Here is a 25,422-nt window from a genome sequence, read left to right as displayed (position 1 = left end):
ACGAAAGCCGCCATCAGAGCGGCAACGTGCCATCGGATGAACTGACGCTTTTCAGCCTGCGGCTGACCGCGGCGGCGACTCGCTTCGCAGTCAGGCGCCAAATGGGAGATTGACGATGTACTCATTTCTGAAGACGTGCACCGCCTTGACGGTCGCGCTAACCTTTTCCGGTCAGGCTGTCGCCCAGGTCAAGGAGCTCGGCAAGGGCGAAGGCGAGGTCAGCATCGTTGCCTGGCCGGGGTACATCGAGCGCGGCGAAACCGACAAGGGCTATGACTGGGTGACCTCCTTCGAGAAGGAGAGCGGCTGCAAGGTCAACGTCAAGACCGCGAACACCTCCGACGAGATGGTCTCGCTGATGAATGAGGGTGGGTTCGATCTAGTCACCGCTTCGGGTGACGCATCGCTGCGCCTCGTTGCCGGCAAGCGCGTGCAGCCGATCAACACCGATCTCATCCCGAGCTGGAAGGCGGTAGACGACCGTCTGAAGGATGCGCCCTGGTTCACCGTCGACAAGGTGCATTACGGCGTTCCCTATCAGTGGGGCCCGAACATCCTGATGTACAACACCGATGTCTTCAAGGAAGCGCCCAAGAGCTGGAACGTCGTCTTCGAGGAAATGAACCTGCCGGACGGCAAGTCCAACAAGGGCCGCGTCCAGGCCTATGACGGCCCGATCCACATCGCCGACGCCGCCAACTATTTGATGTTCCACAAGCCGGAACTCGGCATCAAGGACCCGTACGAACTGAACGAAGACCAGTACAAGGCAGCGCTCGAGCTGCTGCGTGTTCAGCGGACGCTGGTCGGCCGCTACTGGCATGACGCCGCCATCCAGGTCGACGACTTCCAGAACGAAGGCGTCGTCGCTTCCGGTTCGTGGCCTTACCAGGTCAACACGCTGGTTGCCGCCAAGAAGCCGGTCGCCTCGACCGTGCCGGAAGAAGGCGTCACCGGCTGGGCCGACACCACCATGATGGAGGCCGACGCCGCGCATCCCAACTGCGCCTATATGTGGCTTGAGCATTCGCTGTCGCCCAAGGTGCAAGGCGATGTCTCGGCCTGGTTCGGCTCGCTCCCCGTGGTGCCCGCTGCCTGCAAGGGCAACGAGCTGCTCGGCGAGGAAGGCTGCAAGACCAACGGCTACGAGAACTTCGACAAGATCAAGTTCTGGAAGACGCCGGTCTCGAAGTGCGCCACCCAGAACGACCACTGCGTGCCCTACTACCGCTGGGTGTCCGACTATATCGGCGTCATCGGCGGGCGGTGAGCTCCCTTAACCCTCCCCCTTGTGGGGAGGGTCGACGCGCAGCGTCGGGGGGGCAACGCTGACGTCCGGTGCTAGTCACCCCACCCGCGGCTTCGCCGCGACCTCCCCCATCGAGGGGGAGGTGAAGTGCCGTGCCCGCTGGCCTGATTGGTGGCGGCAAGAGCTATTTCGACGAACACAAACCGGCAACAGACGGACAGCCCATGACATCGGCCGTTTCCTTCCAGAAAGTCTCTCGCCATTTCGGCAGCGTGCGCGCCGTCGATGCGGTCGATCTCGATATCGTGCCGGGCGAGTTCTTCGCCATGCTCGGTCCGTCGGGGTCCGGCAAGACGACCTGCCTGCGCCTCATCGCCGGCTTCGAGCAGCCGACCTCGGGCTCGATCTCGATCTTCGGCGACCGAGCCGAGGGCGTGCCGCCCTATCGCCGCAACGTCAACACGGTGTTCCAGGACTACGCGCTGTTCCCGCATTTGAACGTGCTGGACAATGTCGCCTACGGGCTGATGGTCAAGGGCATCGCCAAGCCGCAGCAGCAGAAGGCGGCGGAAGAGGCATTGTCACTGGTGCGGCTTCCCGGCTATGGCGCCCGCCGTCCCGGCCAGCTCTCCGGCGGCCAACGCCAGCGCGTCGCGCTGGCCCGTGCGCTGGTCAACCAGCCCAAGGTGCTTTTGCTCGACGAGCCGCTCGGCGCGCTCGACCTCAAGCTGCGCGAGAACATGCAGGAAGAGCTGAAGTCGCTGCAGAAGGCGCTCGGCATCACCTTCGTCTTCGTCACCCACGACCAGGGCGAAGCGCTGTCGATGGCCGACCGCGTCGCCGTCTTCAATGACGGCAAGATCATGCAGATCGGCACGCCGGAAGACATCTACCAGCGGCCGAAGACCCGCTTCGTCGCCGATTTCGTCGGCTCCTCCAACGTACTGCCGCCGGACTTCGTCCAGCGCTATTCCGGCCAGCACCGCTGGGGCAGCCTGCGTCCCGAATCCATCCGCATCGGCCGCGCCGCCAAAGGCGAGGGCGTCGCCGCGCGCCTGGTCGGAACCAACTATCTCGGCGCTACGACCAAGCTGACGCTCGACGCCGACGGGTTGAGGCTGCACGCCATCGTACCGGCCGGGACAAAGCTGCCGGCGAAAGGCGAAGCGGTGGTGCTGACGTTCAACCGCGAGCATTTGCATTTGATGGACGAGCCGGCATGATTGAGGTTTGCGCCAAGCACCCCCCTCTGTCCTGCCGGACATCTCCCCCTCAAGCGGGGAGATTGGCTGTTCCTCCCGGTTTCGCCAATCTTCAACGTTGGGGATTTGGCGAGGCAGCGAAACTGCTGATCTCCCCCTTGAGGGGGAGATGTCCGGCAGGACAGAGGGGGGTGTGAAGGAACGCGGCTTCTCAGGGTTCCTTCAGCACGCGGTCGCCCCATGACCATCGCCGCGCTCAACTCAACCTCCGCCCCCGCCATCCTGCCCGGCAGCGGTGGCATGCGCGGCGCACTGTCGGACCTTTTCTGGCGCAAGCCGCAACTGCTGCTGTTCCTCATGCTGCTGCCGCCGGTTCTATGGCTCGGCGTTGTCTATATCGGCTCGTTGTTCGCACTTCTGGCGCAGAGCTTTTTTTCGATCGACGAGTTCTCCGGCCTCATCAACCACGAATTCACGCTGAAGACCTATGGCGACCTGTTCCAGCCCGCCAATCTCGACATCATCCTGCGCACGGTGACGATGGCGGTGCTGGTCACGCTGGCCTCGGCCGTCATCGCCTTCCCGATCGCCTATTATGCGGCGCGCTATGCCCGCGGCCGCTGGAAGGCGCTGTTCTATCTCGGCGTCATGCTGCCGCTATGGTCGAGTTACCTCGTCAAGATCTACGCCTGGAAGCTGATCCTCGCCAAGGAAGGCATTTTGACCTGGCTGCTCGCCAAATTGCATCTGCTCTGGGTGCTCGATGGCTGGCTGTCGCTGCCGGTCGTCGGCGGCAATTCCCTGTCGGTCTCCGCCACCGGCACCTTCATCGCTTTCGTCTATGTCTGGCTGCCGTTCATGATCCTGCCGGTGCAGGCGGCATTGGAGCGCGTGCCCGGCAATCTGGTCGAGGCGTCCTCCGATCTCGGCGCATCGCCGGGCCAGACCTTCCGCAACGTGCTGTTCCCGCTGGCGCTGCCCGGCATCGTCGCCGGCTCGATCTTCACCTTCTCGCTGACGCTGGGCGACTACATCATCCCACAGATCATCGGCACATCGCGGCTGTTCATCGGGCAGGCCGTCTATTCGCAGCAAGGCACAGCCGGCAACATCCCGCTCGCCGCAGCCTTCACCGTCGTGCCCATCGTCATCATGGGTTTCTATCTCTGGGGCGCCAAGCGCATGGGGGCCTTCGATGCGCTCTGACGGTTCGCAATCCGCTCCGCTCGGCCTCAAGATCGCTGCCGCCTGCGGCCTGCTGTTCCTGCATCTGCCGATCTTGTTGATCTTCGTCTACGCCTTCACCACGGAAGAGAAGAGCTTCGTCTGGCCGCCGCCGGGGCTGACCACACAATGGTTCGCCGTCACCTGGAACCGGCCGGATGTCTGGCAGGCGCTGTCGCTGTCGGTCCGCGTCGCCGCCATCTCGACCGCGATTGCCTTGATCCTGGGCACGCTGTGCGCCGCCGCCGTGTCGCGGACGAAATTCTTCGGCCGCGAGACCATCTCGCTGCTCGTCATCCTGCCGATCGCACTGCCCGGCATCATCACCGGCATCGCATTGCGCTCCGCCTTCTCACTGGCCGACATACCGTTCTCGTTCTGGACGATCGTGCTCGGCCACGCCACCTTCTGCGTTGTCGTCGTCTACAACAATGCGGTCGCCCGTTTCCGCCGCGCTTCCGGCTCAATGATCGAGGCCTCGATGGATCTCGGCGCCGACGGCTTCCAGACCTTCCGGCACGTCGTGCTGCCCAACATCGCCACCGCTCTGCTTGCCGGGGGGATGCTCGCCTTCGCGCTCTCCTTCGACGAGGTCATCGTCACCACCTTCACCGCCGGCCAGCAGCAGACCGTGCCGATCTGGATGCTGGAAGAGCTGATCCGCCCACGCCAGCGTCCGGTCACCAATGTCGTCGCCATGGTCGTGGTGCTGGTGACGCTGCTGCCCATCCTTGCCGCCTATTACCTGACCCGCGACGGCGACCAGATCGCCGGTTCGGGCAAATGAAGAACAGCGAATAGGGAGTAGCGAACAGCGAATAGGGGAGATTGCACGACCAGCCCTATTCGCTACTCGCTATTCGCTACTCGCTCCTGACCGAGGAGAACCTGCATGGACACCCAGATGCTGATCGGCTCGAGCTTCGAGAACGGCACCGAGACCGAGGAGCCGATTCTGAATCCAAAGACCGGGGCGACCATTCTCAATTTGCCTGAAGCCAGCCAGGCGCAGATCGAGGCGGCTGTTACTGCCGCCGAGCGAGCGTTCGTCTTGTGGTCACGCACAACGCCGGCGCAGCGCTCCGGCTATCTCCTCAAGATCGCCGACCGCATCGAGGCCAACGCGCGGGAGTTCGCGGCGCTCGAGGCGCTGAATTGCGGCAAGCCGATCAACGCCGTGCTCAATGACGAGATCCCGGCGATCGTCGACTGCTATCGCTTCTTTGCCGGCGCTGTGCGTTCGATGCCGGGCGTGGTCGCCGGCGAATACATTCCCGGCCACACCTCGATGGTGCGGCGCGACCCGATCGGCATCGTCGCTTCCATCGCGCCGTGGAACTATCCACTGATGATGATGGCCTGGAAGCTGGCGCCGGCCATTGCCGGCGGCAACACCGTCGTCTTCAAGCCGTCGGAGCAGACGCCGCTGACGGCGCTGAAGCTGGCCAGGATCCTGGCCGAGGTGCTGCCCGAGGGCGTCGTCAATGTCGTGCTCGGCCGCGGCGACAGCGTCGGCAACACGCTGATCAATCACGCCAAGGTCAACATGATTTCGATCACCGGCGACGTCGCCACGGGCAAGAAGGTGCTGCAGGCCGCCGCCAAGTCGGTCAAGCGCACGCATCTGGAACTCGGCGGCAAGGCGCCGGTCATCGTTTTCGACGATGCCGACCTCGGCGCCGTGGTCAACGGCCTGCGCGCTTTCGGCTACTACAATGCCGGGCAGGATTGTACAGCCGCCTGCCGCATCTATGCCGGCAAGAAGATCTACGACAAGCTCGTCGCCGATCTCTCATCTGCCGTCTCGACCATCAAATACAACCAGCCCGACGACACCGAAAACGAGATCGGGCCGCTGATCTCGCGCCGCCAGCGCGATCGAGTCTCGAGCTTCGTCGAGCGCGCTTCGGAACTGAAGCACATCGAGATCACCACCGGCGGCAAGCCGGGCGAAGGCTCCGGCTTCTATTACCAGCCGACGGTGGTTGCCGGCGCGCTGCAGGAAGACGAGATCGTGCGCCGCGAAGTGTTCGGTCCGGTCGTCTCCATCACCCGCTTCTCCGAAGTCGATGAAGCCGTGAACTGGGCCAATGACAGCGACTACGGCCTGGCATCCTCGGTGTGGACCAAGAACGTCTCGCGCGCCATGGCGACGGCCGCCCGTCTGCAATATGGCTGCACCTGGATCAACACCCATTTCATGCTGACCAACGAGATGCCGCATGGCGGGCTGAAGCAGTCTGGCTACGGCAAGGACATGTCTCTCTATGCGCTGGAGGATTATACCGCCGTTCGTCATGTGATGGTCGCGCATGGGTAGAGGCTGCCAATATCTCTAAAATGTTCGCCAACCCGTTTTCTGTACATTAAGCGAGAGTTACTTTTGCGGTACGGCGGGAGTTCACGATTTACTGAATATTCAACCTGAACGAGCAGCCTCTTGCCGGGAAACCGCGCGGCGAGGGGTTTGCGCATGAACACGACCAAGATCAAGCTGGTACTCATTGGCGGCTTCTGTCTGCTGATCGCTGTGTTCGGCGGCAAGGACATGATCAAGAAGAGCGGCTGGCCCGAGGCGCCTGCTGAAATCCTCGCGGTCAATGTCGAATGCGACATGGAATCGACCGCCCACAAGATTGTCTACAAGACCGTCAGCACCGCCACGATCCCGTGCGAACTGGTGGATGCGTTCAAGACGGTTCATGCTGACAAAGAGTGGAAGGTGACCCAGAAATTCACCGGCACCTTGCGCGTCGGCACCGGCGCCGACGCCGTCGAGGCCACGATGGAGCTGAACAAGAACGGTGCCCGCGAACCGCAGGTCGGCGACAAGCTCACCGTCGTCCAGAACCCCGTCAACCCCACCCAGATCGAACGCACCGGCATGACCGGCACGCGTTTGACGATCGTCATTGGGGCTGGACTGCTCGGCGCGTTGCTTCTCTATGTTGCTTTCAAACCCCGCCGGCGGATGTTGACCTCCGCCGTGGCGGGCAACCCTGCCGGAGATGCCGGCGCGGACCAGCGCGCGCGCCAGGCCGACGCCTTGATAGCGGCGGCCCTGGCCAAGCAGGCCACATTGCCCAATCAGCCGGCACGTGTCGCGGCTGCCGGATCGGCCAGGGAAGGGCGGTTTTCCGGGCAGCGGACGAGTTTCGGCCGCCGCAACTGATGGCCGAAAACTGCTGCACCTGCCACGGCTACTCCACGATGCGGTAGATGTTCCAAAGGCTGGTGCCTGAAACGACGTAGGGCTCCATCTCCTTGCCCCATTTGGCGTGCGCGTCGATCTTGCCGATCCTGGCGAAGAATCCCTCCAGCTGGGCAAGGCTTCGACCTGATGATGCGATTCGACCGTCGCTTCCCGAGCTCCGACCGAACCGGTCATGATCTGGAACTCGAGATCGGCAATGCCGACCTGAGAGCCGATCTCGCGTTCCCATTTCTTCAACAGGTCGAGCACGGTCTGCTTGTGCCCGAACTTGGCGTCGATCTGCCATCTGGCGCTGAACATTTTTGTCTCCTCCAGTTTTGCGGCCCAAACCGCGGTTGATCTTTCCGCGGTGGAACTACTCGTCCCAGGCCTGCACGACGGTCTGTCGTGCAATCCGCCCATTCTTCAGCTCCAGCATCGCCGCGCAGAACACTTTCGTTCCGTCCGGATAGGCGCAGGCCTGGGTGAAGGCGAGATTGTCGCCATCGGCGATGGTGGTGTCGACCTTGTGGGTCATCGCCCGGCTGCAGATGTCGTCCCAGAAGGTGCTGATCGCCGCCCGGCCGCGGATCTCGCGCGGCTTGCTCGGTGGATTGTTGCGGTCGATCACCCGCACCAGTGCGTCGTCGGCATAGAAGCTAGCGAGCATCCTGCCGTCCCGTCCTTCGATCGCTTTCTTGATCGCCGCGCCGTCCACGCTCTGCGTCTTGGTCAGCATCTTCTCCTCCATGGCCCGTTGATCGGGCGGTTGAATGATCACAAGCAATGCCCGGCGCACCGCCCGGCATTTTCTTTCACTGCGACTTGGCTTTGACGGCTGCGAACACGCCGTCGGTCTGTTGTTTGAAGGTCGCGAAATCGACCTGGCTGCCGTTGAGCATCGTCGACCAGTGGCGCACGATCGCCGCCATCGCGATCGCCTCCTTGATCTCCTCATCGGTCGCGCCATTGAGCTTGGCGGCCTCGGTGTGGAAATAGATGCAGTACTGGCAGGGGATCTGCGAGGCGACGGCCAGCCCCAGCAGTTCCTTGGTCTTGCCGTCGAGCGCGGTCTTGGGGTTGAGCTGCACACCCTTGATCTCGGCCCAGGCGCCGGCAACCGCGACATCGGGCAGCGTCTTGAACATGTCCGGCACTGAGCCGAGCGTCGCCTCGATGTCCTTGTAGGCGGCGGCCGCCGAGGCATCCTCGGCTCTGGCGGGAGCGATCGTGAACAACGCGCCAACGCCTGCCGCTATCACCAGCGATTTGATCGACCTGTTTGACTTCAGCATTGCATCCTCCATCCGCAGTGCCTTTCCCGGCGACATCCGCCTGGCCTGCATGGAGAGAATTGGTACGCCTCGACCCCACCTGGCCGCTTCGCCCGAAAGCGCCATGGTCCCTATGGCCCGTCCGGGCCAGCCTGCCTGGCGGAAAATGCCGCTGCCGCCGCCCGTGACGGCAAATCGAGCTTCAGCAATATGTTGGCGACATGACGCTTGACCGTATGCTCGCTGAGCCTCAGCTCGGCGGCGATCGCGGCATTGCTCTTGCCGTCGGCGATCAGGATCACCACCTCGCTTTCGCGCGCCGTCAGTTGAGCCGGCTCGGCGGGTTTCGCCTTGGGGCGGCAGGCCGGCTCCAGGTGCTGTTCCGACGTTGCCTGGACCAGCGCCAGCGGCTCGTCCAGCTCATCCACCGTGACACGCCCGGCATCGATGAAATGCAGGCCGGACCCCGCCGCCAGATCGGCGGCCAGCCGCGACGCCAGAATATCGCCGCGCCCGGCATGGGCGGCGATCTGCATCGTCACCCGTGCCATCAGCCCCACCGGCGGCCCGCGCATTTCGACCTCACCGACATGGGCGCCCTGGGCGCTTGCAATGCCCATATGTTGCGCCGCATCGCGCAGTGCCGCCGCGCAGCGTATGGCCCGCGCCGGCCCGTCGAAGCGCGAGATCATCAATTCGCCGTGGATGCCGGCGACGCGTCCGCCATGACGGCCGACCAGCTGCCGCCAGCTCTCCTGGAAACGCTCGCTGCGTTCGCTCCACATGCGGTCGCCCACCCTCGCCGTGTCGTAGATGCGTGTCGCCAGAAGAGCGGCAAGCACGCGCTCCGCTTCGGCCACGGCACGCTCGCCGGTCAGGAACTCCTCGATCAGGTCGGCCACCCGGTCGACATCGCCGGTCCAGATCGGGTGGTCGCGCCCGGGGACCTCGACCAATCGCGCATTGGCGATCTCTTTCTCCAGGAAGCGGCTGGCGTCCGGGTCGACCCGCGCGTCGTTGCGGCGATGAATGAGCAGTGTCGGTGCGCCGATCGCCGAAAGCACGCCGCGCACATCGATTCCGGCATTCATCCGGGCAAGGGCTGCCGCTGCCGTCGGACTGGCCGACAGCCGCTCGAAGCGGGCCCACCACTGGGTGAAATGCGCATCATCTACCCGGCCGGGAGCGAAGTTGGGCAGTGTGGCGCCCGTGCCCCATTCCGTGCCGGCCGTCGCGATGAAGGCCTCGAGGCGCTCCGGCGACATCACCCATTTGTGGAAATGCGCATAACCGCCGTAGAGCGCCAGCGCTCGTGTCCGTTCCGGATAGGTGGCGGCAAACAACATTGCCATCGGCGCGCCTTCCGAAGCGCCGAGCAAGGCCGCGCGGCCGCTGCCGGTGGCATCCATCACCGCGCGCACATCGTCCATGCGGGTTTCGAGGCTGGGCAGGTGGCGTGGGTCGACGCGGTCGGACAGGCCGGTGCCGCGCTTGTCGAACAAGATCAGCCGCGAGAACGCCGAGAGCCGTTTCAAGAGCCTGGCGTAGCCCTCGTCTTCCCAATGCAGGTCGAGATTGGAGATGAAGCCGGGCACGAAAACCAGGTCGAACGATCCCTGGCCGACCACCTGATAGGCGATCCGCACGTCGCCGCTGAGGGCATATCGCGTCTCGATCGGCCTCACGTTGCTATCCCGCCCGGCCAGACGATTTCTGATCGCCGACCATAGCAGACGCCTGGCGGATGCGGCAGCCAAACTTTAGAAGACAGGAATATAGCCTGCGGCGAACCGTGTTCGCCCGCCATTTCTGGGGGAGGCTATTTCTGGGGAGCGGCGCTCTCTGCACCCGTGGGTTGGACGTAGCCGATGCTCACATCGGCCTGCTCCTCGGTCTTCGGCCGCTTGATCCTGGCCGAGGCCACGACGACGAGTTCGTCAAAACCTTCCCCGCCACTGTCCAGCATCTCGAAGAACTGCCGGCGCATCCTGGGCTCCCAGAACTTGTTGATGTGCTCGGCCACGCCCGCCACACCTTCCTCGCGGGGCCTTGAATGGAAGAAGGCGGCGATCTGGTTGGCCATGCGCACCAGCTTTTCCCCGGTGCTCGTGATGTGTTCTTCGTCATGCGACATGCTGGGCAACTCCCAAGACCACCCGTTCCGGGTGGGTGAAAACATCGAAATCGTCGCCGCGCACAAGCGCCACCAGCGTCATGCCGGCCTCTTCGGCGGTGCGGATGGCAAGGGCTGTCGGCGCCGACACGGCGATGATGAAGGCGGAGCCGATCGCCGCCGTTTTCTGCACCATCTCCACCGAGACGCGTGATGTCACCACCACCGCGCCCGATGCACCGTCAATGCCGGCCTTGGCCAGCGCGCCGGCCAGTTTGTCCAGCGCATTGTGACGGCCGACATCCTCGCGCGCCATGACGATGCCTTTGCCGGGAATGTAGAAGCCCGCTGCATGCACGGCGCCGGTTTCTGAATGCAGAGGCTGCACCTTGGACAAAAGCTTTACCGAGCGAACGATGTCGTCAGCTTCAAGCGTAAGCTTGGACGCACCAACCTTGTCGACCGAGCGCATCGCTTCCTCGATCGATTCGATGCCGCATAGCCCACAGCCGACCGGACCGGCCAATCGCCTGCGTCGCGCCTCGAAGCGCGTATTGGCCTGGTCCTTCAACCGGATCTGGATATCGATCCCGGCGCCATGGTCCTCGACCTCGATCGCCTCTATCTCGTCAGGCAACGCGATGATGCCTTCGGTCAGCGAGAAGCCGAGCGCAAAATCCTCGAAATCGGCGGGGCTCGCCATCATCACCGCATGTGTGGTGCCGGCAAACGAGAACGCCACCGGCGTCTCCTCCGGCACCATACGGTTGGCCGCCGCGGTGCCACTTGCACGGTGGGCGAGGCGAGAGATCTGGCTGATTGGCTGGCGGGAGCGCATCAGGGTCCCTTCATCCAATCCGGTGTCAGTTCCGGAACATCGCGCGCGATGGATTCATAGGCCTTACGATGCCCGTAGCCCATTATGTACGCGACAATGCGGCGAAGGTTGTTGAAATCCTCCTCGGAAGCATGTCCCTGGATATCGAACGAAAACTGGTTCAGGTCGGCGCCTTGCTTCTCACATAGGCGCAGAAGCGTTTCGTAGGCTTCCTTTTGAGTCACTCTTGTTTCCTCCGGCGGCGAGTCTACCCAGACTACTCCGCCGCCTGTAGCGGAGCGATGCGGCGGCTCTGCTCGGCCTGCTCGTTATAGTCGCGCTGCCAGTCCGAAGGTCCGTTCGACGCGCCGACCTGCACTGCGGTCACCTTGTACTCCGGACAATTGGTCGCCCAGTCGGAGAAGTCGGTGGTGATGACGTTGGCCTGGGTGTCCGGATGGTGGAAGGTGGTGTAGACCACGCCCGGCGACACCCGGTCGGTGATCAGCGCACGCAGCGTCGTCTCGCCCGAACGGCTGGTCAGCCGCACCCAGTCGCCATCGCGCAGGCCGCGGTTCTCGGCGTCGTGCGGATGGATCTCCAACCGATCTTCCGAGTGCCACATGACGTTTTCGGTGCGCCTTGTCTGTGCACCGACATTGTACTGGCTGAGAATGCGGCCGGTGGTCAGCAGCAACGGGAAACGCGGCCCGGTCCGCTCGTCGGTCGCGACATATTCAGTGCGGATGAACTTGCCCTTGCCACGCACGAAGCCATCCATATGCATGATCGGTGTGCCGAGCGGCGCCTTCTCGTTGCAGGGCCATTGCACGGATCCGACACGGTCGAGCAGCTCGAAGGACACGCCGGCGAAGCTCGGCGTCGTTTTTGCAACCTCGTCCATGATCTCGGAGGGATGCTGATAGTTCCAGTCCAGCCCGATCGCACGGGCAAGCTCCTGTGTCGCTTCCCAGTCGGCGTAGCGCGCCTTCGGCTCCAGAACCTTGCGCACCATGTTGATGCGGCGCTCGGCATTGGTGAAAGTGCCGTCCTTCTCCAGGAAGGTCGAGCCCGGCAGGAAGACATGCGCGTAGTTGGCGGTCTCGTTGAGGAACAGGTCGTGCACGACCACGCATTCCATCGCCGCCAGGCCGGCCGCGACATGCTTGGTATCAGGGTCCGACTGCAGAATGTCCTCGCCCTGGATGTAGATGCCCTTGAACGAGCCGTCGACGGCGGCATCCAGCATGTTGGGGATGCGCAGGCCGGGTTCGTCGTCGAGCTTCACCCCCCAAAGGCTCTCATAGATGTCACGCACCGCCTCGCCCGAGATGTGGCGGTAGCCTGGCAGTTCGTGCGGGAATGAGCCCATGTCGCAGGAACCCTGCACGTTGTTCTGGCCGCGCAGCGGGTTCACGCCGACGCCGGGACGGCCGATATTGCCGGTCGCCATGGCAAGGTTGGCGATAGCCATAACCGTGGTCGAACCCTGGCTGTGTTCGGTGACGCCAAGGCCATAATAAATCGCGCCATTGCCGCCCTTGGCATAGAGGCGCGCAGCACCCCGGATCAGTTCGGGGTCGACGCCGGACAGCTTGCCGACGATTTCGGGGCTGTTTTCCGGCAAGGCGACGAAAGAAGCCCAATCCTGGAACTCCGCCCAGTCGCAGCGATCGCGGATGAAGGCTTCCTCGAAAAGCCCTTCGGTAACGATGACATGCGCCAGCGCCGTCAGCACCGCCACGTTGGTGCCGGGCTTCAGCGGCAGGTGATAGTCGGCCTCGATATGCGCTGACTTGACCATTTCGGTGCGGCGCGGATCGAGCACGATCAGCTTGGCGCCCTGGCGCAGCCGCTTTTTCAGCCGCGAGGCGAACACCGGGTGCGCGGAAGCCGGATTGGCGCCGATGATGACGGCGACATCGGTGAAGTCGACGGAATCGAAATCCTGCGTGCCGGCCGACGTGCCATAGGTCTGGCCGAGGCCGTAGCCGGTCGGCGAGTGGCAGACGCGGGCGCAGGTGTCGACATTGTTGTTGCGGAAGCCTTGGCGCACAAGCTTCTGCACCAGATAGGTCTCTTCATTTGTGCATCGCGAGGACGTGATGCCGCCGATCGAGGTGCGGCCGTATTGATACTGGATACGGCGGAATTCCTTGGCCGTATGGGCGATGGCCTCTTCCCAACTCACTTCGCGCCAGGGATCGCTGACCTTTTCCCGGATCATAGGCGACAGGATGCGGTCCTTGTGGGTGGCATAGCCATAGGCGAAACGGCCCTTCACGCAGGAGTGGCCGTGGTTGGCCTTGCCGTCCTTGTAGGGCATCATGCGAATGACTTCGTCGTCCTTCACTTCTGCCTTGAACGAGCAGCCGACGCCGCAATAGGCGCAGGTGGTGACGGCGGAGCGCTCGGGCATGCCTTTCTCAAGCACGGTCTTTTCACGCAGCGCATCGGTCGGACAGGCCTGCACGCAGGCGCCGCAGGACACGCATTCGGAGGCGATGAAATCCTCGTGCATGCCGGCGACCATGCGCGATTCGAAACCGCGGCCCTCGATCGTCAGCGCGAAGGTGCCCTGCACCTCCTCGCAGGCCCGCACGCAGCGCGAGCAGACGATACATTGCGCCGGATCGTAGGTGAAATATGGGTTGGACTCGTCGCGGGCGATGTAGTCGACCGCCAGCGAGCCATGGCCGGGCGCGACGCCGTTTTCCTGCTTGACGTGGTTGCGGCCCTCGATGCCGAAGCGGTTCTCGGTCAGGCCGACCGATTTCGCCACAACGTCGAACTCGCTGGCGCCGGTGCCGGCCTTCTCGTTCCAGCCGGTCGGGTGGTCGGAGACGTAAAGCTCCATGACACCGCGGCGGATGGCGTCGAGCCGCTCGGATTGCGTGCGCACCACCATGCCTTCGCCGACGGGCGTCGTGCAGGATGCCGGCGTGCCGCCGCGCCCGTCGATCTCGACCAGGCAGACGCGGCAGGAGCCGAACGAGTCCAGCATGTCGGTAGCGCAGAGTTTTGGGATCTCGACCCCGCCTTCCATCGCCGCGCGCATGATCGACGTACCCTCCGGCACGCTGATGCTGCGGCCGTCGACGATCAGCGTAACCTGCTTTTGCGCCTTCGATTCCGGGGTTCCGTAATCGAGTTCTTCGATGAGTGTCGGGAAGTCGGCCTTGATATTCATCTGCCAGCTCCTATTCAGCAGCCACGCGCGCCGGCGCGGGCTTGAAATCTTCGGGGAAATGGGTGATCGAGCTCATCACCGGATAGGGCGTGAAGCCGCCCAGCGCGCAGAGCGATCCGAACTTCATCGTGTTGCAGAGATCGGTGACCAGTGCCAGGTTCTTCTCCGGCTCGATGCCGGCGGCAAGCCGGTCGATGGTCTCCACCCCGCGTATCGAGCCGATGCGGCAGGGCGTGCACTTGCCGCAGCTTTCGATGGCGCAGAACTCCATGGCAAAGCGCGCCTGCTTCAGCATGTCGGCCGTGTCGTCGAACACGGTGATGCCGGCATGGCCGATCAGTCCGTCGCGCTTCGCGAACTCTTCGTAGTCGAACGGCGTGTCGAACAGGCCGCGCGGGAAATAGGCGCCGAGCGGGCCGCCGACCTGCACCGCCTTCACCGGGCGACCAGTGGCCGTACCGCCGCCGATATCGTCGACGATCTCGCCCAGCGTCATGCCGAACGCCGCCTCGAACAGGCCGCCGAACTTGACGTTGCCGGCGATCTGTATCGGGATCGTGCCGCGCGAGCGGCCCATGCCGAAATCCTTGTAGAAGGCAGCACCCTTGTCCATGATGATGGGCACGGAGGCCAGGCTGATGACGTTGTTGATCACCGTCGGCTTGCCGAACAGACCCTGGATTGCCGGCAGCGGTGGCTTGGCTCGCACCACGCCGCGCTTGCCTTCAAGGCTGTTCAGCAGCGAAGTTTCCTCGCCGCAGACATAGGCGCCGGCGCCGACGCGGATTTCCATGTCGAAGGCGTTGGGCGAACCCAGCACGCTGACGCCGAGCACGCCTGCCTTGCGGGCGACCTCGACAGCCTTGTTCATGACAGCCACCGCATGCGGATATTCCGAGCGGATATAGACGAACCCCTTGGTCGCGCCGGTGGCGATGCCGGCAATCGTCATGCCTTCGATGAGCACGAAGGGGTCGCCCTCCATAATCATGCGGTCGGCAAAGGTGGCGCTGTCGCCCTCGTCGGCATTGCAGACGATGTATTTGCGGTCAGATGTCGTATCGAGCACCGTCTTCCACTTGATGCCGGTCGGGAAGCCGGCGCCGCCTCGGCCGCGCAAGCCCGATTCCGTGACCTGTTTGACGATGTCGAGCGGCGCCATGGCCACCGCGTTCTGCAGGCCCTTGAGCCCGCCCAGTGACTTGTAGGCATCGAGCGATAGCGGGTCGTTGATGCCGCAACGCGCAAAGGTCAGGCGCGTCTGCTTGGCCAGGAACGGGATTTTGTCGGGCGCGCCCAGCCAGCGCTTGTGATGCCCGCCGGTGAGAAAGCCGCTGTCGAACAGGCTCTTGACGTCCGATGGCTTGACCGGCCCGTAAGCGACGCGGCCCTTTTCGGTCGCGACCTCGACCATCGGTTCGAGGAAATAGGCGCCGCGCGAGCCGTTGCGGACGATCTTGGCCTCGACACCCCGTTCGGCCAGTTCCGCACGAACAGCCTTGGCGACTTTTTCGGCGCCGAGCGCCAGCGCGCCGGAGTCACCTGGAATGTAGATGCGCGGGATCATGAGCGTACCTCCGCGACGATCTCTTCGATCTTCTCGTCATCGAGCCGCCCGATCACCTCACCATCCAGCATCGCCGACGGTGAACAGGCGCACAGCCCGAGGCAATAGACAGGCTCAAGCGTAACCGATCCGTCGCGGGTGGTCTCATGGAAATCGATGCCGAGCAACTGCTTGACCTTTGCGGCGATCGCATCCGAACCCATCGACTGGCAGGCTTCCGCCTGGCAAAGCTTGAGCACATGCCGGCCAGCCGGCCGGGCACGGAAATCATGATAGAAGGTCACGACGCCATGCACTTCGGCCCTCGACAGGTTCAGCCCATCGGCGATGACGGGCACGGCGTCCTGCGGCACGTGGCCAAATTCTTCCTGGATCTCGTGCAGGATCGGCAGCAGGGGCCTTCGAGGCCCTTCAACTCCTGGATGATCGCCGCCGTGCGCGACTGTATCTCGGTACTTGCAGGCTGCATCGTCACGCAGCGCCCTCCCTATCGTAGCGATCGATGCATATAATCGTCCAAAAGCATGAAGCAGTTTTGGAACAACGACATGCCTACGCCGCTTAATCGCTAAGTGCTTAAGAAATCAGAGAAAACCTCTGAAATCAATAAAGCGGTTTCGTTGCACGATAGAAAATTTCTATCGCGCTGATTGACCAGTTATGACTAGCTCAGCGATTGGCGCGGAAATCGTCTGCCAGCGCCATCGCCTCGTCCAGCAGCGCCTGCACCAGCGGCGTGTGCGGTTCGCGCGGCGCGGCGACCAGCCCGACAGTGTGGCTGGCATCCGGTTCGACGATCGGAATGGCCCGGATCGGTTCGGAAAAACCGAATGTTTCCGCCAGGTTGAGCGGCATGATCGACGACCATTTGCCTGTCCGTATGTGGGAGAACAGCACGATCATCGAGTTGGATTCCAGTGTCGGCCGCACCTGCACGCCGGCCTCGGCCAGATGCTGGTCGATGATGCGGCGGTTCTGCATGTCCGGCGTCAACAAGCAGAGCGGCAGCTGGCTGATTTCGGCCCATGTCACTTTGTCGCGATCCGAATAGGGATTTCCGACCGCCGTGATCAGCTGGTAGCGCTCGTCATAGAGCGGCACGCTCGTCACCCGTCCGAGAGGCTCGTTGTCGAGATAGGTGATGCCGGCATCGACGTCGAAATTGCCGAGCAGCGACAACACCTCGATCGAGGTGCGCGACAGGATAGAGAAGGTGACGCCCGGGTGCTTCTCGCGAAATGGCGTCGTCAGCCGCGCCACCATGGCGAGGGCGGTTGGGATGGCGGCAATACGGATACGCCCGGACAGGCCATGTCGCGCCGCCCGCATCTCTTCGCGCATGGTCCTGGAGTCGCCGACGATGCGACGCGCCCACACCAGCACCTGCTTGCCTTCCGGCGTCAGCCCCTGAAAGCGCGAACCGCGATTGACCAGCATGACGCCGAGCTGGCCCTCCAGCTGCTTGATCCCGGCCGACAAGGTCGGCTGCGTGACGCCGCACGCTTCCGCCGCCCGGCCGAAATGCTCCTCCTTGGCCAGCGCGATGAAGAATTCGAGCTTGTCGATCATACCATCCGTCCATTCGTTGCGCGCAAGGTCGGAGAAATTGCCTTTCGCCGCAAGCTCTACCCGCAATTGGCCATGCATCCACATCTTTGGGCCGGCTGGCTGTTTCCCCCGGCCGAACACGGCGCTATGTGGTTGGATGGAATACGAGGAGATCGGACATGCTGGGCTGGTTCCGCAAGCTTTTGCCGCGCGAAGATCGCTTCTTCGACCTCTTTGAACGGCATTCCCGCACCGTGGTCGGCGGCGCCGAGGCGCTGGAGCAGCTCCTGCAGGGCAAGGACATCGATCGTTGGTGCCAGAAGATCATCGATCTCGAGGACGAGGCCGATCATATCACGGCCGAAGTGCTGCTGGCGGTGCGGCGTTCCTTCATCACGCCCTTCGATCGCGGCGACATCAAGGACCTGATCCAGTCGATGGATGACGCCATCGACATGATGCACAAGACCGTCAAGACGGTGAAGCTGTTCGAAAAGAAGGAATTCGACCCGCTGATGCAGGAGATGGGTGGCGTCATCGTTGCCGCCTCCAGGCTGGTTGCCGAAGCGATCCCGCTGCTCAGCAAGGTCGGCACGCACACGGTACGCCTCAACGCCATCGCCGAAGAGGTGATGCGCGTCGAAAGCCGCGCCGACGATCTGCATGAGCAGGGATTGAAGGACCTGTTCAAGCGGCATGGCCGCAGCGATCCGATGGCCTACCTGATCGGCTCGGAGATCTACGGCCAGCTGGAGAAGGTGGTCGACCGCTTTGAGGACGTCGCCAACGAGATCAGCGGCATCGTCATCGAGAACGTTTAGGCAATGGAAGCCACCATCGCCTTTCCCGTGCTGATCGGCCTTGTCGCCGTCGCGCTGTTTTTCGATTTTCTCAACGGCCTGCACGATGCGGCGAACTCCATCGCCACCATCGTCTCCACCCGCGTGCTGAGACCGCAATATGCGGTCCTGTGGGCGGCTTTCTTCAATTTCATCGCCTTCATGTTCTTCGGCCTTCACGTGGCTGAAACCGTGGGAAAAGGTATCGTCGACGTCAGCATCGTCACGCCGGCGGTGATCTTCTCGGCGCTCGTCGGCGCCATCGTCTGGAACATCGTCACCTGGATTGCCGGCATCCCGTCCAGCAGTTCGCATGCCCTGATCGGCGGGCTCGTCGGCGCCGGCGTTGCAAAGGCTGGGCCCGGCGCCATCGTCTGGACCGGGCTTGGCAAGACGGTCGCCGCAATCGTCGTGTCGCCGGCGACAGGGTTTGTTCTGGCGCTGGTCCTGATCCTGGCCGTTTCCTGGCTGTTCGTGCGCCAGACACCGTTCGCCGTCGACAGCACCTTCCGCGTCATGCAGTTCTTTTCGGCCTCGCTTTATTCGCTAGGGCACGGCGGCAACGACGCCCAGAAAACCATGGGCATCATCGCCGTGCTGCTCTATTCGCAAGGTATGCTCGGCGGGACGTTCTACGTGCCGCTGTGGGTCGTCCTCACCTGTCAGACAGCACTGGCGCTCGGCACTTTGTTCGGCGGCTGGCGCATCGTCCACACAATGGGCTCGAAGATCACCCGGTTGAACCCGATGCAGGGCTTCTGCGCCGAGACCGGCGGCGCCATCACCCTGTTTGCCGCCACCTGGCTTGGCGTCCCCGTGTCGACCACCCATACGATCACCGGGGCCATCATCGGTGTCGGCGCCGCCCGCCGCGTCTCGGCCGTGCGCTGGGGCATTGCCGGCAACATCGTCATCGCCTGGATCGTCACCTTGCCGGCCACGGCTGCAATTTCGGCGCTCACCTACCTTGCGGTTGGCCTGGCAAGGTGAGGCGGACACCGTGGTGCTTGGAGTCGCTGCCAATCTGCACTATCTGAGCCGCAGCCAAACGCCTTAGGGAATAATGCATGTCCGTCACCAAGGAAATCGTCACCGAGCGTCTGAAGACGGTCAACGGGCCGGACTTCACCGGCAACATCGTCGACCTCGGCATGGTTTCGGAGATTTTCATCGCCGATTCGAAAGTGTTTTTCTCGATCACCGTTCCCGCCGCCCGCGCACAGGAGATGGAGCCGCTGCGCGCCGCAGCCGAGCGTGTCGTCAAGGCGATCCCTGGTGTCGCCGGCGCCGTCGTCGCGCTGACGGCGGAGAAGAAGGGCGGCGGCATGGAGGCTCCGGTTGCGTCGCGTCCCGCGCCCAGGCCCGCACCGCCGGCTGCGCCAGGCGGGCCGCGCCCAACTCCACACACTCCAGCCCCGCACGCCTCGGCCTCGCAAAGCTCGGGCAAGCGCGGCGTGCCCGGAATCGAGGCGATCATCGCGGTGGCGTCCGGCAAGGGCGGCGTCGGCAAGTCGACCACCGCTGTCAACATCGCGCTTGGCCTCGCCGCCAACGGTTTGCGTGTCGGCGTGCTCGATGCCGATATTTATGGCCCGTCCATGCCCAGGCTGCTCAACATCCATGGCCGGCCGCAGACCGTCGACGGCAAGATCCTGAAACCGATGGAGAATTACGGCCTTAAGGTGATGTCGATGGGCTTCCTCGTCGACGAGGAGACGCCGATGATCTGGCGCGGTCCGATGGTGATGTCGGCGCTGACGCAGATGCTGCGTGAGGTCGAATGGGGCCGCCTCGACGTGCTCGTCGTCGACATGCCGCCCGGCACCGGCGACGCCCAGCTGACCATGGCCCAGCAGGTGCCGCTGGCCGGCGCGGTCATCGTCTCGACGCCGCAGGACCTGGCGCTGATCGACGCCCGCAAAGGATTGAATATGTTCAAGAAGGTCGACGTGCCGCTGCTCGGCATCGTCGAGAACATGAGCTATTTCATCGCCCCCGATACCGGCAAGCGCTACGACATCTTTGGCCATGGCGGGGCGCGGCGCGAGGCCGAGCGCCTCGGCGTGACCTTCCTCGGCGAAGTGCCGTTGGAAATGGGCATTCGCGAAAGTTCTGATGAAGGTGCTCCGGTGGTGGCGTCGAAGCCAGACAGCGCCGAGGCGAAGATCTATCGCGGCATTGCTTCGAAGGTCTGGGACCGGGTCAACGAAGAACGCGGCGCGGCCGAAGCGGCGGTGCCGAACATCGTGTTCGAGTAGCTCGGATATCCCTCCCCTCAAGGGGGAGGGTGGCCCGAAGGGCCGGGTGGGGTCCGCGGTGACACGCTCGACGCTATTTCTTTACAAGTCGAGGCAGCTCAACTCAGGTTGAGGCAGTTGAGGCGACCCCACCCGCCTCGCTTCGCGAGGCACCCTCCCCTCAAGGGGGAGGGGAACCCACCTTCTCACCAAAGCTTGAGAAAAACTGCCCGGCCAGCTTCTTCGAAGTCGATTCGATGAGCCGGCTGCCGAGTTGGGCGATCTTGCCGCCGACTTCGGCTTTGGCCGCGTATTTGAGGACCGTCGCATCCGGCCCGTCCGCCGTCAGCGTCACGTCGGCGCCACCCTTGGCGAAGCCGGCAATACCGCCCTTGCCCTCGCCCTGGATGGTGTAGGAGTGCGGCGGCTTCAGGTTCTTCAGCGTCACCTCGCCGTTGAATGTCGCCTTGATCGGTCCGATCTTCAGGACCACCGTCGCCGCCATTTCGGTCGGCGATTTCATCTCCAGGTTCTGGCAGCCGGGAATGGTCGCCTGCAAAACCTTCGGATCGTTCAGCGCTTCCCACACTTTCTGCAGGGGGGCGGCAATGCGTTCCTCGCCTTCGATCACCAAAGCCATCGATACCTCCCGGACAGACTTCGAAGGCCTAACGCACGGTCTGGTCTGTGTCTATCGCACCAAAGTCCGGTTGCGACGGTGCGCCCTCTTGCCTGCTTCCGCGCGTTGCCATATCGATTTGTCTTACAAATACGGAGACCATGATGGCAGGCGCCCCCACCGGAAAGAAGAAGTTTCGCTCGCAGGAGTGGTTCGACAATCCCGACAATCCAGGCATGACCGCGCTTTACCTCGAGCGCTACCTGAACTACGGCCTGACGCGGGCCGAGCTAATGTCGGGCAAGCCGCTGATCGGCATCGCCCAGACCGGCTCGGATCTGTCGCCATGCAACCGCCACCATATCGAGCTCGCCAAGCGCGTGCGCGAAGGCATCGTCTCGATGGGCGGCATCCCCTTCGAATTCCCGTGCCATCCGATCCAGGAGACCGGCAAGCGCCCGACCGCGGCACTCGACCGCAACCTTGCCTATCTCGGCCTGGTCGAAGTGCTTTACGGCTATCCGCTCGACGGCGTCGTGCTGACCATCGGCTGCGACAAAACCACGCCGGCGCTGCTGATGGCGGCGGCCACCGTCAATATTCCGGCCATAGCACTTTCGGTCGGACCGATGCTCAATGGCTGGCACAAGGGCAAGCGCACGGGATCGGGCACCATCGTCTGGGAGTCGCGCCAGCGCCTCTCGGCCGGCGAGATCGACTATGACGAGTTCATGGACATCGTCGCCTCATCGGCGCCGTCGACCGGCTATTGCAACACCATGGGCACCGCCACCACGATGAACTCGCTGGCCGAGGCGCTCGGCATGCAATTGCCGGGCTCGGCTGCCATCCCGGCGCCCTATCGCGAGCGCGGCCAGATCTCCTATGAGACGGGCAAGCGCATCGTCGAGATGGTGGATGAGGATCTGAAGCCGTCCGACATCATGACGCGCAAGGCCTTCGAGAACGCCATTGTCATCAATTCGGCGATAGGCGGCTCGACCAACGCGCCGATCCACCTCAACGCGATTGCCCGCCATCTCGGCGTGCCACTCACCAATGACGACTGGCAGACGGTCGGCCTCCATGTGCCGCTCATCGTCAATCTGCAGCCATCGGGCGAATATCTCGGCGAGGACTATCACCATGCCGGCGGCGTGCCGGCTGTGGTGGCCGAGTTGATGAAGGCCAAGCTGCTGCCTTATCCCGAAGCGATGACCGTCAATGGCAAGACTATCGGTGACAATTGCAAGGGTGTCGCCAACGAGAACACCGACGTCATCCGCACCGTCGCCGAGCCGCTGAAGGCCAATGCCGGCTTCATCAATCTCAGCGGCAATCTGTTCGATTCCGCAATCATGAAGATGAGCGGCATCTCGCCGGAATTCCGCGAGCGCTATCTCTCCAACCCGAACGACCCGGAAGCCTTCGAAGGCAACGCCATGGTCTTTGACGGGCCGGAGGACTACCACGCCCGCATCGACGATCCGGCGCAAGGCATCGACGAGCACACCATCCTGTTCATGCGCGGCGCCGGCCCGATCGGCTATCCCGGTGGCGCCGAGGTGGTCAACATGCAGCCGCCCGCTTATCTCATCAAGAAGGGCATTCACGCGCTGGCCTGCATCGGCGATGGCCGCCAGTCGGGCACATCGGGCTCGCCCTCTATCCTCAACGCTTCCCCGGAAGCCGCCATTGGCGGCGGCCTGGCGCTGCTCAAGACCGGCGACCGTGTGCGCATCGACTTACGCAAAGGCACTGCCAACATCCTCGTCACCGACGAGGAAATCACGCGCCGCCGTGCCGAACTGCAGGACGATGGCGGCTACCACTATCCCAAGCACCAAACGCCATGGCAGGAAATCCAGCGCTCCATGGTCGACCAGTTCTCGGAGGGCATGGTGCTGAAGCCGGCGGTGAAATACCAGGACGTCGCGCACACCAGCGGCGTGCCGAGGGACAACCACTAAGCACCCGCTTGATATGCAAATGCCGGCCTGATCGGGCCGGCATGAAAGCCTTGGCGTAAGCTTGTTTGGATGGCGGCCTCAGGGTGGAGGCGGGCCGGACGAAGCGGCGATGGCTGTGATGCCGGAGAGTCGTCCTGCCTTGCGGATGACTGGTGTGTGATACTGTTTCTTCATAGGACCCGTTGCCCGTTTTAGATCACTGCTCGCACGCCAACTGATCCCACCTGTCAGTATGACATTGCAGTCCTCGTCAGTTTCGGGTTTTTTGACACGAAATCAAGAGGGGTCCAGAGAGTCGTCCATGATGATGGTTTTCCGCCACGGGCGTATCCTTGCCGCCTAGCCCGATCGACATTGCCCCGGTCGACATTGCTATTGTCGGCGCGGGCATGGCCGGTCTCTTCCTGGCGTGGCGCTTGTCCCAAAGCGCCTAGCCCGATCGACATTGCCCCGGTCGACATTGCTATTGTCGGCGCGGGCATGGCCGGTCTCTTCCTGGCGTGGCGCTTGTCCCAAAGTGAAAAGCCCGCAAGGATCGCTGTTTTCGAATCCGCCGGTCGCGTCGGCGGTCGGGCCTCCACGGTCTCATTTCCCGGAGAGCCGAACTTCGGCATCGATCTCGGCGCGATGATGCTGATGCCGCAACATCGGCTGCTCAAAAAACTCATGGCGACGCTGGATGTAAAGCTGTCGGGTATGGACGTCGTCACAGGCGCCAACCGGCTCCATCTGCGCGGTAGGAGCCTGCCCTACGCCGCTATATCGCGCTTTGCGCCGCGCCGCCTGTTTGCCTATGACGTGACGCGTCGGCTGCAGGAAAAAGGCCCGTCCCGCCTGCTGCGAAAGGCGGCAGCACTGATCCTGCCGGGTTCGGAGGCCTTCGGCAGCGCCGAATGGAACGGCGCCGCAGGCTTCGTTTATCGCGGCCGCAAGCTGGCGGATTGGGCGACTTGGGATGTGCTGGCGACGGTCTTGACCCCGGAGGAAATGGCTTTTGCCGAGGACGCGGTGGGCTATTCGTTGCTCCTGCGCAGACCCAACGCCGCCGAGACGTTCAGGCTTGCGCTCGGCGAGCTGAGCGGCGGCCGCTCCTATTGTTCCCCCGATGGTGGGTTCCAGCCGGTTGCGGAGCGAATGGCCGGGCGGATCGCTGTCAGCGGCGGCGCCGTCCATCTCGATCACACCGTGACCGCCATCGCCCGCTCGGCGCAAGGGATGGTCTTGTCTGTCGAGGGGCAGGGCGGGACGGTCGAGGCGCGCAAGGTCGTGCTGGCGTTACCGGTCCGCCCCCTGCGGACCCTGCTGGAAAAGTCCGGCATCGAGCAGCCCAGCGATCTGCCGGCACCGGAACCCTGGCCGATGCTCACGCTGGCCGCCTGCTATGCCAGCCCATGGTGGGCTCGAAACGGCATCGCGGCCGGCCACAGCGTGACCGATCTGCCGGCTCGCCAGATATGGCAGTTCACAAAAGCGGACGCGCGCGACGCGACGATTCGGCGGAGCGTCGCCATGGCCTATTGCGATGGCAGGCACATGGTATTCTGGCGCTCACTGCTGCCTGAGCTCGCTCGGCGCCACGGTTTTGCGGTTTTGGCCGAGGGACATTCCGCGCTGGAGGCCTTTCACGGCCAGATGGTCGAAGTCCATGGCAAACACGGCGCCATCTCGAAACCCATCGGCGGGTTTGCGCAGGATTGGGGTGCGCCGGCCTATGGCGGCGCGTCGCATGTCTGGGACCGTGGCATAGATATCTCCGGTATAAAACTGGCGAGCCATACGCTTGCTCCGGGCATTCATGTCTGTGGCGAAGCGTGGTCCAACAATCACGGCTGGATCGAGGGCGCGCTGGAAAGTGCGGAAGACCTGTTGCAGCGGGAATTCGGGCTCGACGCCTGGCTTGCCTGAGACTCCGCAAGGGCGATGAAAAACGATCCTACATTCCCATATGAGTGGTCGGCTATCGGACGGAAAGTATCAACGTGACTAAACGGCGCTCTTCAATCGGTTTCCTCGGCATGTTCGGTCGCTCCGGCGATTTGCGGGAACTCGACACCGCGCTGCGCGGCGCCGATCTGCATCCGGCGCTTGTCCCTGAGGGGGTAAAGCTCACCATCGTCAATTTGATGAAGGATTATTGGCCGGACGAGCCGCCGCCGGACGCCTACCGGTCCGTGGCGCAGCTGTTTGGCTATTGCATCGCAGGCCCACAAACCTTCGAGCAGGCCAATGGGCCGGAGCGGCGGCTGGACGCTGAGCGCCGCATCGAGGCTGCGCTTGAAACCGGCGACAGCCTGGATGCCCAGATCGTGTTGATGGCGCTGCATGGCAAGCTGATCAGCGCCGAAGTCGTCGAGCGCTTTGGGTTAAGTGCGGATTGACA

Annotated in this window: 23 protein-coding genes and 1 pseudogene; 13 read left to right on the top strand and 11 right to left on the bottom strand. The window is 63.4% G+C overall.

Annotation, left to right across the window (positions count from 1 at the left end):
• Window positions 1-115 precede the first annotated feature (115 nt).
• The 7 genes from NKL04_RS22040 to NKL04_RS22010 all read left to right on the top strand — a co-directional run bounded on the left by NKL04_RS22040 (window position 116) and on the right by NKL04_RS22010 (window position 7,228).
• On the top strand, window positions 116-1,270 hold the full coding sequence (locus NKL04_RS22040; RefSeq protein WP_023702657.1) for an ABC transporter substrate-binding protein: 1,155 nt from the start codon (window positions 116-118) through the stop codon (window positions 1,268-1,270).
• Between the two features lie 203 nt (window positions 1,271-1,473).
• Window positions 1,474-2,472: an ABC transporter ATP-binding protein gene (locus NKL04_RS22035; RefSeq protein WP_023715589.1), complete on the top strand. Its 999-nt coding sequence runs from the start codon at window positions 1,474-1,476 to the stop codon at window positions 2,470-2,472.
• Window positions 2,473-2,691: 219 nt separating this feature from the next.
• Window positions 2,692-3,657 (top strand): ABC transporter permease, encoded by a 966-nt coding sequence (locus NKL04_RS22030; RefSeq protein ID WP_023702659.1) that lies wholly within the window; start codon window positions 2,692-2,694, stop codon window positions 3,655-3,657.
• Window positions 3,647-4,462: an ABC transporter permease gene (locus NKL04_RS22025; protein ID WP_023702660.1), complete on the top strand. Its 816-nt coding sequence runs from the start codon at window positions 3,647-3,649 to the stop codon at window positions 4,460-4,462. Before NKL04_RS22030 ends, NKL04_RS22025 begins: the two co-directional genes overlap by 11 nt.
• Before the next feature lie 105 nt (window positions 4,463-4,567).
• Complete coding sequence (locus NKL04_RS22020) at window positions 4,568-5,995, top strand: gamma-aminobutyraldehyde dehydrogenase (RefSeq protein WP_023702661.1); 1,428 nt, start codon at window positions 4,568-4,570, stop codon at window positions 5,993-5,995.
• 153 nt (window positions 5,996-6,148) lie between these two features.
• On the top strand, window positions 6,149-6,847 hold the full coding sequence (locus NKL04_RS22015; protein ID WP_023702662.1) for a hypothetical protein: 699 nt from the start codon (window positions 6,149-6,151) through the stop codon (window positions 6,845-6,847).
• Between the two features lie 168 nt (window positions 6,848-7,015).
• A complete protein-coding gene (locus NKL04_RS22010) occupies window positions 7,016-7,228 on the top strand; it encodes a hypothetical protein (protein ID WP_352724383.1) in 213 nt (70 codons plus the stop codon).
• A gap of 16 nt (window positions 7,229-7,244) precedes the next feature.
• Here NKL04_RS22010 and NKL04_RS22005 read toward each other — a convergent pair whose 3' ends face one another.
• The 10 genes and pseudogenes from NKL04_RS22005 to NKL04_RS21960 all read right to left on the bottom strand — a co-directional run bounded on the left by NKL04_RS22005 (window position 7,245) and on the right by NKL04_RS21960 (window position 17,398).
• On the bottom strand, window positions 7,245-7,607 hold the full coding sequence (locus NKL04_RS22005; protein WP_023688799.1) for a nuclear transport factor 2 family protein: 363 nt from the start codon (window positions 7,605-7,607) through the stop codon (window positions 7,245-7,247).
• 76 nt (window positions 7,608-7,683) lie between these two features.
• The gene (locus tag NKL04_RS22000) at window positions 7,684-8,163 is read right to left on the bottom strand and encodes a carboxymuconolactone decarboxylase family protein (protein WP_023688798.1); all 480 of its coding nucleotides are present in this window, start codon (window positions 8,161-8,163) and stop codon (window positions 7,684-7,686) included.
• Window positions 8,164-8,273: 110 nt separating this feature from the next.
• On the bottom strand, window positions 8,274-9,827 hold the full coding sequence (locus NKL04_RS21995; protein WP_023702664.1) for an alpha/beta fold hydrolase: 1,554 nt from the start codon (window positions 9,825-9,827) through the stop codon (window positions 8,274-8,276).
• A 134-nt stretch (window positions 9,828-9,961) separates the two neighbouring features.
• Entirely contained in the window at window positions 9,962-10,276 is a 315-nt protein-coding gene (locus NKL04_RS21990) for a formate dehydrogenase subunit delta (RefSeq protein ID WP_023688796.1), read from the bottom strand.
• Window positions 10,266-11,093, bottom strand: a complete 828-nt coding sequence (gene fdhD / locus NKL04_RS21985; protein ID WP_023702665.1) for a formate dehydrogenase accessory sulfurtransferase FdhD — start codon at window positions 11,091-11,093, stop codon at window positions 10,266-10,268. The genes NKL04_RS21990 and fdhD overlap by 11 nt, the downstream gene beginning before the upstream one ends.
• Window positions 11,093-11,317, bottom strand: a complete 225-nt coding sequence (locus tag NKL04_RS21980; protein ID WP_023702666.1) for a hypothetical protein — start codon at window positions 11,315-11,317, stop codon at window positions 11,093-11,095. The genes fdhD and NKL04_RS21980 overlap by 1 nt, the downstream gene beginning before the upstream one ends.
• A gap of 32 nt (window positions 11,318-11,349) precedes the next feature.
• Window positions 11,350-14,262 (bottom strand): formate dehydrogenase subunit alpha, encoded by a 2,913-nt coding sequence (gene fdhF / locus NKL04_RS21975; protein WP_023702667.1) that lies wholly within the window; start codon window positions 14,260-14,262, stop codon window positions 11,350-11,352.
• Between the two features lie 10 nt (window positions 14,263-14,272).
• Window positions 14,273-15,829, bottom strand: coding sequence for a formate dehydrogenase beta subunit (locus tag NKL04_RS21970; protein WP_023673426.1), 1,557 nt, complete (start codon window positions 15,827-15,829; stop codon window positions 14,273-14,275).
• A pseudogene (locus NKL04_RS21965) lies at window positions 15,826-16,304 on the bottom strand (formate dehydrogenase subunit gamma). Before NKL04_RS21965 ends, NKL04_RS21970 begins: the two are co-directional and overlap by 4 nt.
• Before the next feature lie 194 nt (window positions 16,305-16,498).
• A complete protein-coding gene (locus tag NKL04_RS21960; RefSeq protein WP_023688790.1) occupies window positions 16,499-17,398 on the bottom strand; it encodes a LysR family transcriptional regulator in 900 nt (299 codons plus the stop codon).
• A 158-nt stretch (window positions 17,399-17,556) separates the two neighbouring features.
• Between NKL04_RS21960 and NKL04_RS21955 the strand changes: the two genes are divergently transcribed.
• From NKL04_RS21955 to NKL04_RS21945, 3 genes are all read left to right on the top strand, one after another.
• Entirely contained in the window at window positions 17,557-18,198 is a 642-nt protein-coding gene (locus NKL04_RS21955) for a DUF47 domain-containing protein (RefSeq protein WP_023673429.1), read from the top strand.
• Window positions 18,199-18,201: 3 nt separating this feature from the next.
• Window positions 18,202-19,206 carry an inorganic phosphate transporter gene (locus tag NKL04_RS21950; protein ID WP_023688789.1) on the top strand — a complete coding sequence of 335 codons (1,005 nt, stop codon included), beginning with the start codon at window positions 18,202-18,204 and terminating at the stop codon, window positions 19,204-19,206.
• Between the two features lie 77 nt (window positions 19,207-19,283).
• Window positions 19,284-20,474 (top strand): Mrp/NBP35 family ATP-binding protein, encoded by a 1,191-nt coding sequence (locus NKL04_RS21945; protein ID WP_352724380.1) that lies wholly within the window; start codon window positions 19,284-19,286, stop codon window positions 20,472-20,474.
• Window positions 20,475-20,634: 160 nt separating this feature from the next.
• On the opposite strand, the gene NKL04_RS21940 is transcribed toward NKL04_RS21945, so the two are convergent.
• Complete coding sequence (locus NKL04_RS21940) at window positions 20,635-21,093, bottom strand: SRPBCC family protein (RefSeq protein WP_023699425.1); 459 nt, start codon at window positions 21,091-21,093, stop codon at window positions 20,635-20,637.
• Window positions 21,094-21,236: 143 nt separating this feature from the next.
• Between NKL04_RS21940 and NKL04_RS21935 the strand changes: the two genes are divergently transcribed.
• From NKL04_RS21935 to NKL04_RS21925, 3 genes are all read left to right on the top strand, one after another.
• A complete protein-coding gene (locus NKL04_RS21935) occupies window positions 21,237-23,042 on the top strand; it encodes an IlvD/Edd family dehydratase (protein ID WP_023699426.1) in 1,806 nt (601 codons plus the stop codon).
• A gap of 354 nt (window positions 23,043-23,396) precedes the next feature.
• A complete protein-coding gene (locus NKL04_RS21930) occupies window positions 23,397-24,947 on the top strand; it encodes a flavin monoamine oxidase family protein (protein ID WP_352724377.1) in 1,551 nt (516 codons plus the stop codon).
• Between the two features lie 74 nt (window positions 24,948-25,021).
• Entirely contained in the window at window positions 25,022-25,420 is a 399-nt protein-coding gene (locus NKL04_RS21925) for a hypothetical protein (RefSeq protein ID WP_023725813.1), read from the top strand.
• The last annotated feature ends 2 nt before the right edge of the window (window positions 25,421-25,422 follow it).

The organism is Mesorhizobium sp. C264A, from assembly GCF_040324515.1.
Lineage (GTDB): Bacteria > Pseudomonadota > Alphaproteobacteria > Rhizobiales > Rhizobiaceae > Mesorhizobium.
Note: the sequence above shows the minus strand (reverse complement) of the source record. Positions and strands in the feature narration are given on the sequence as shown.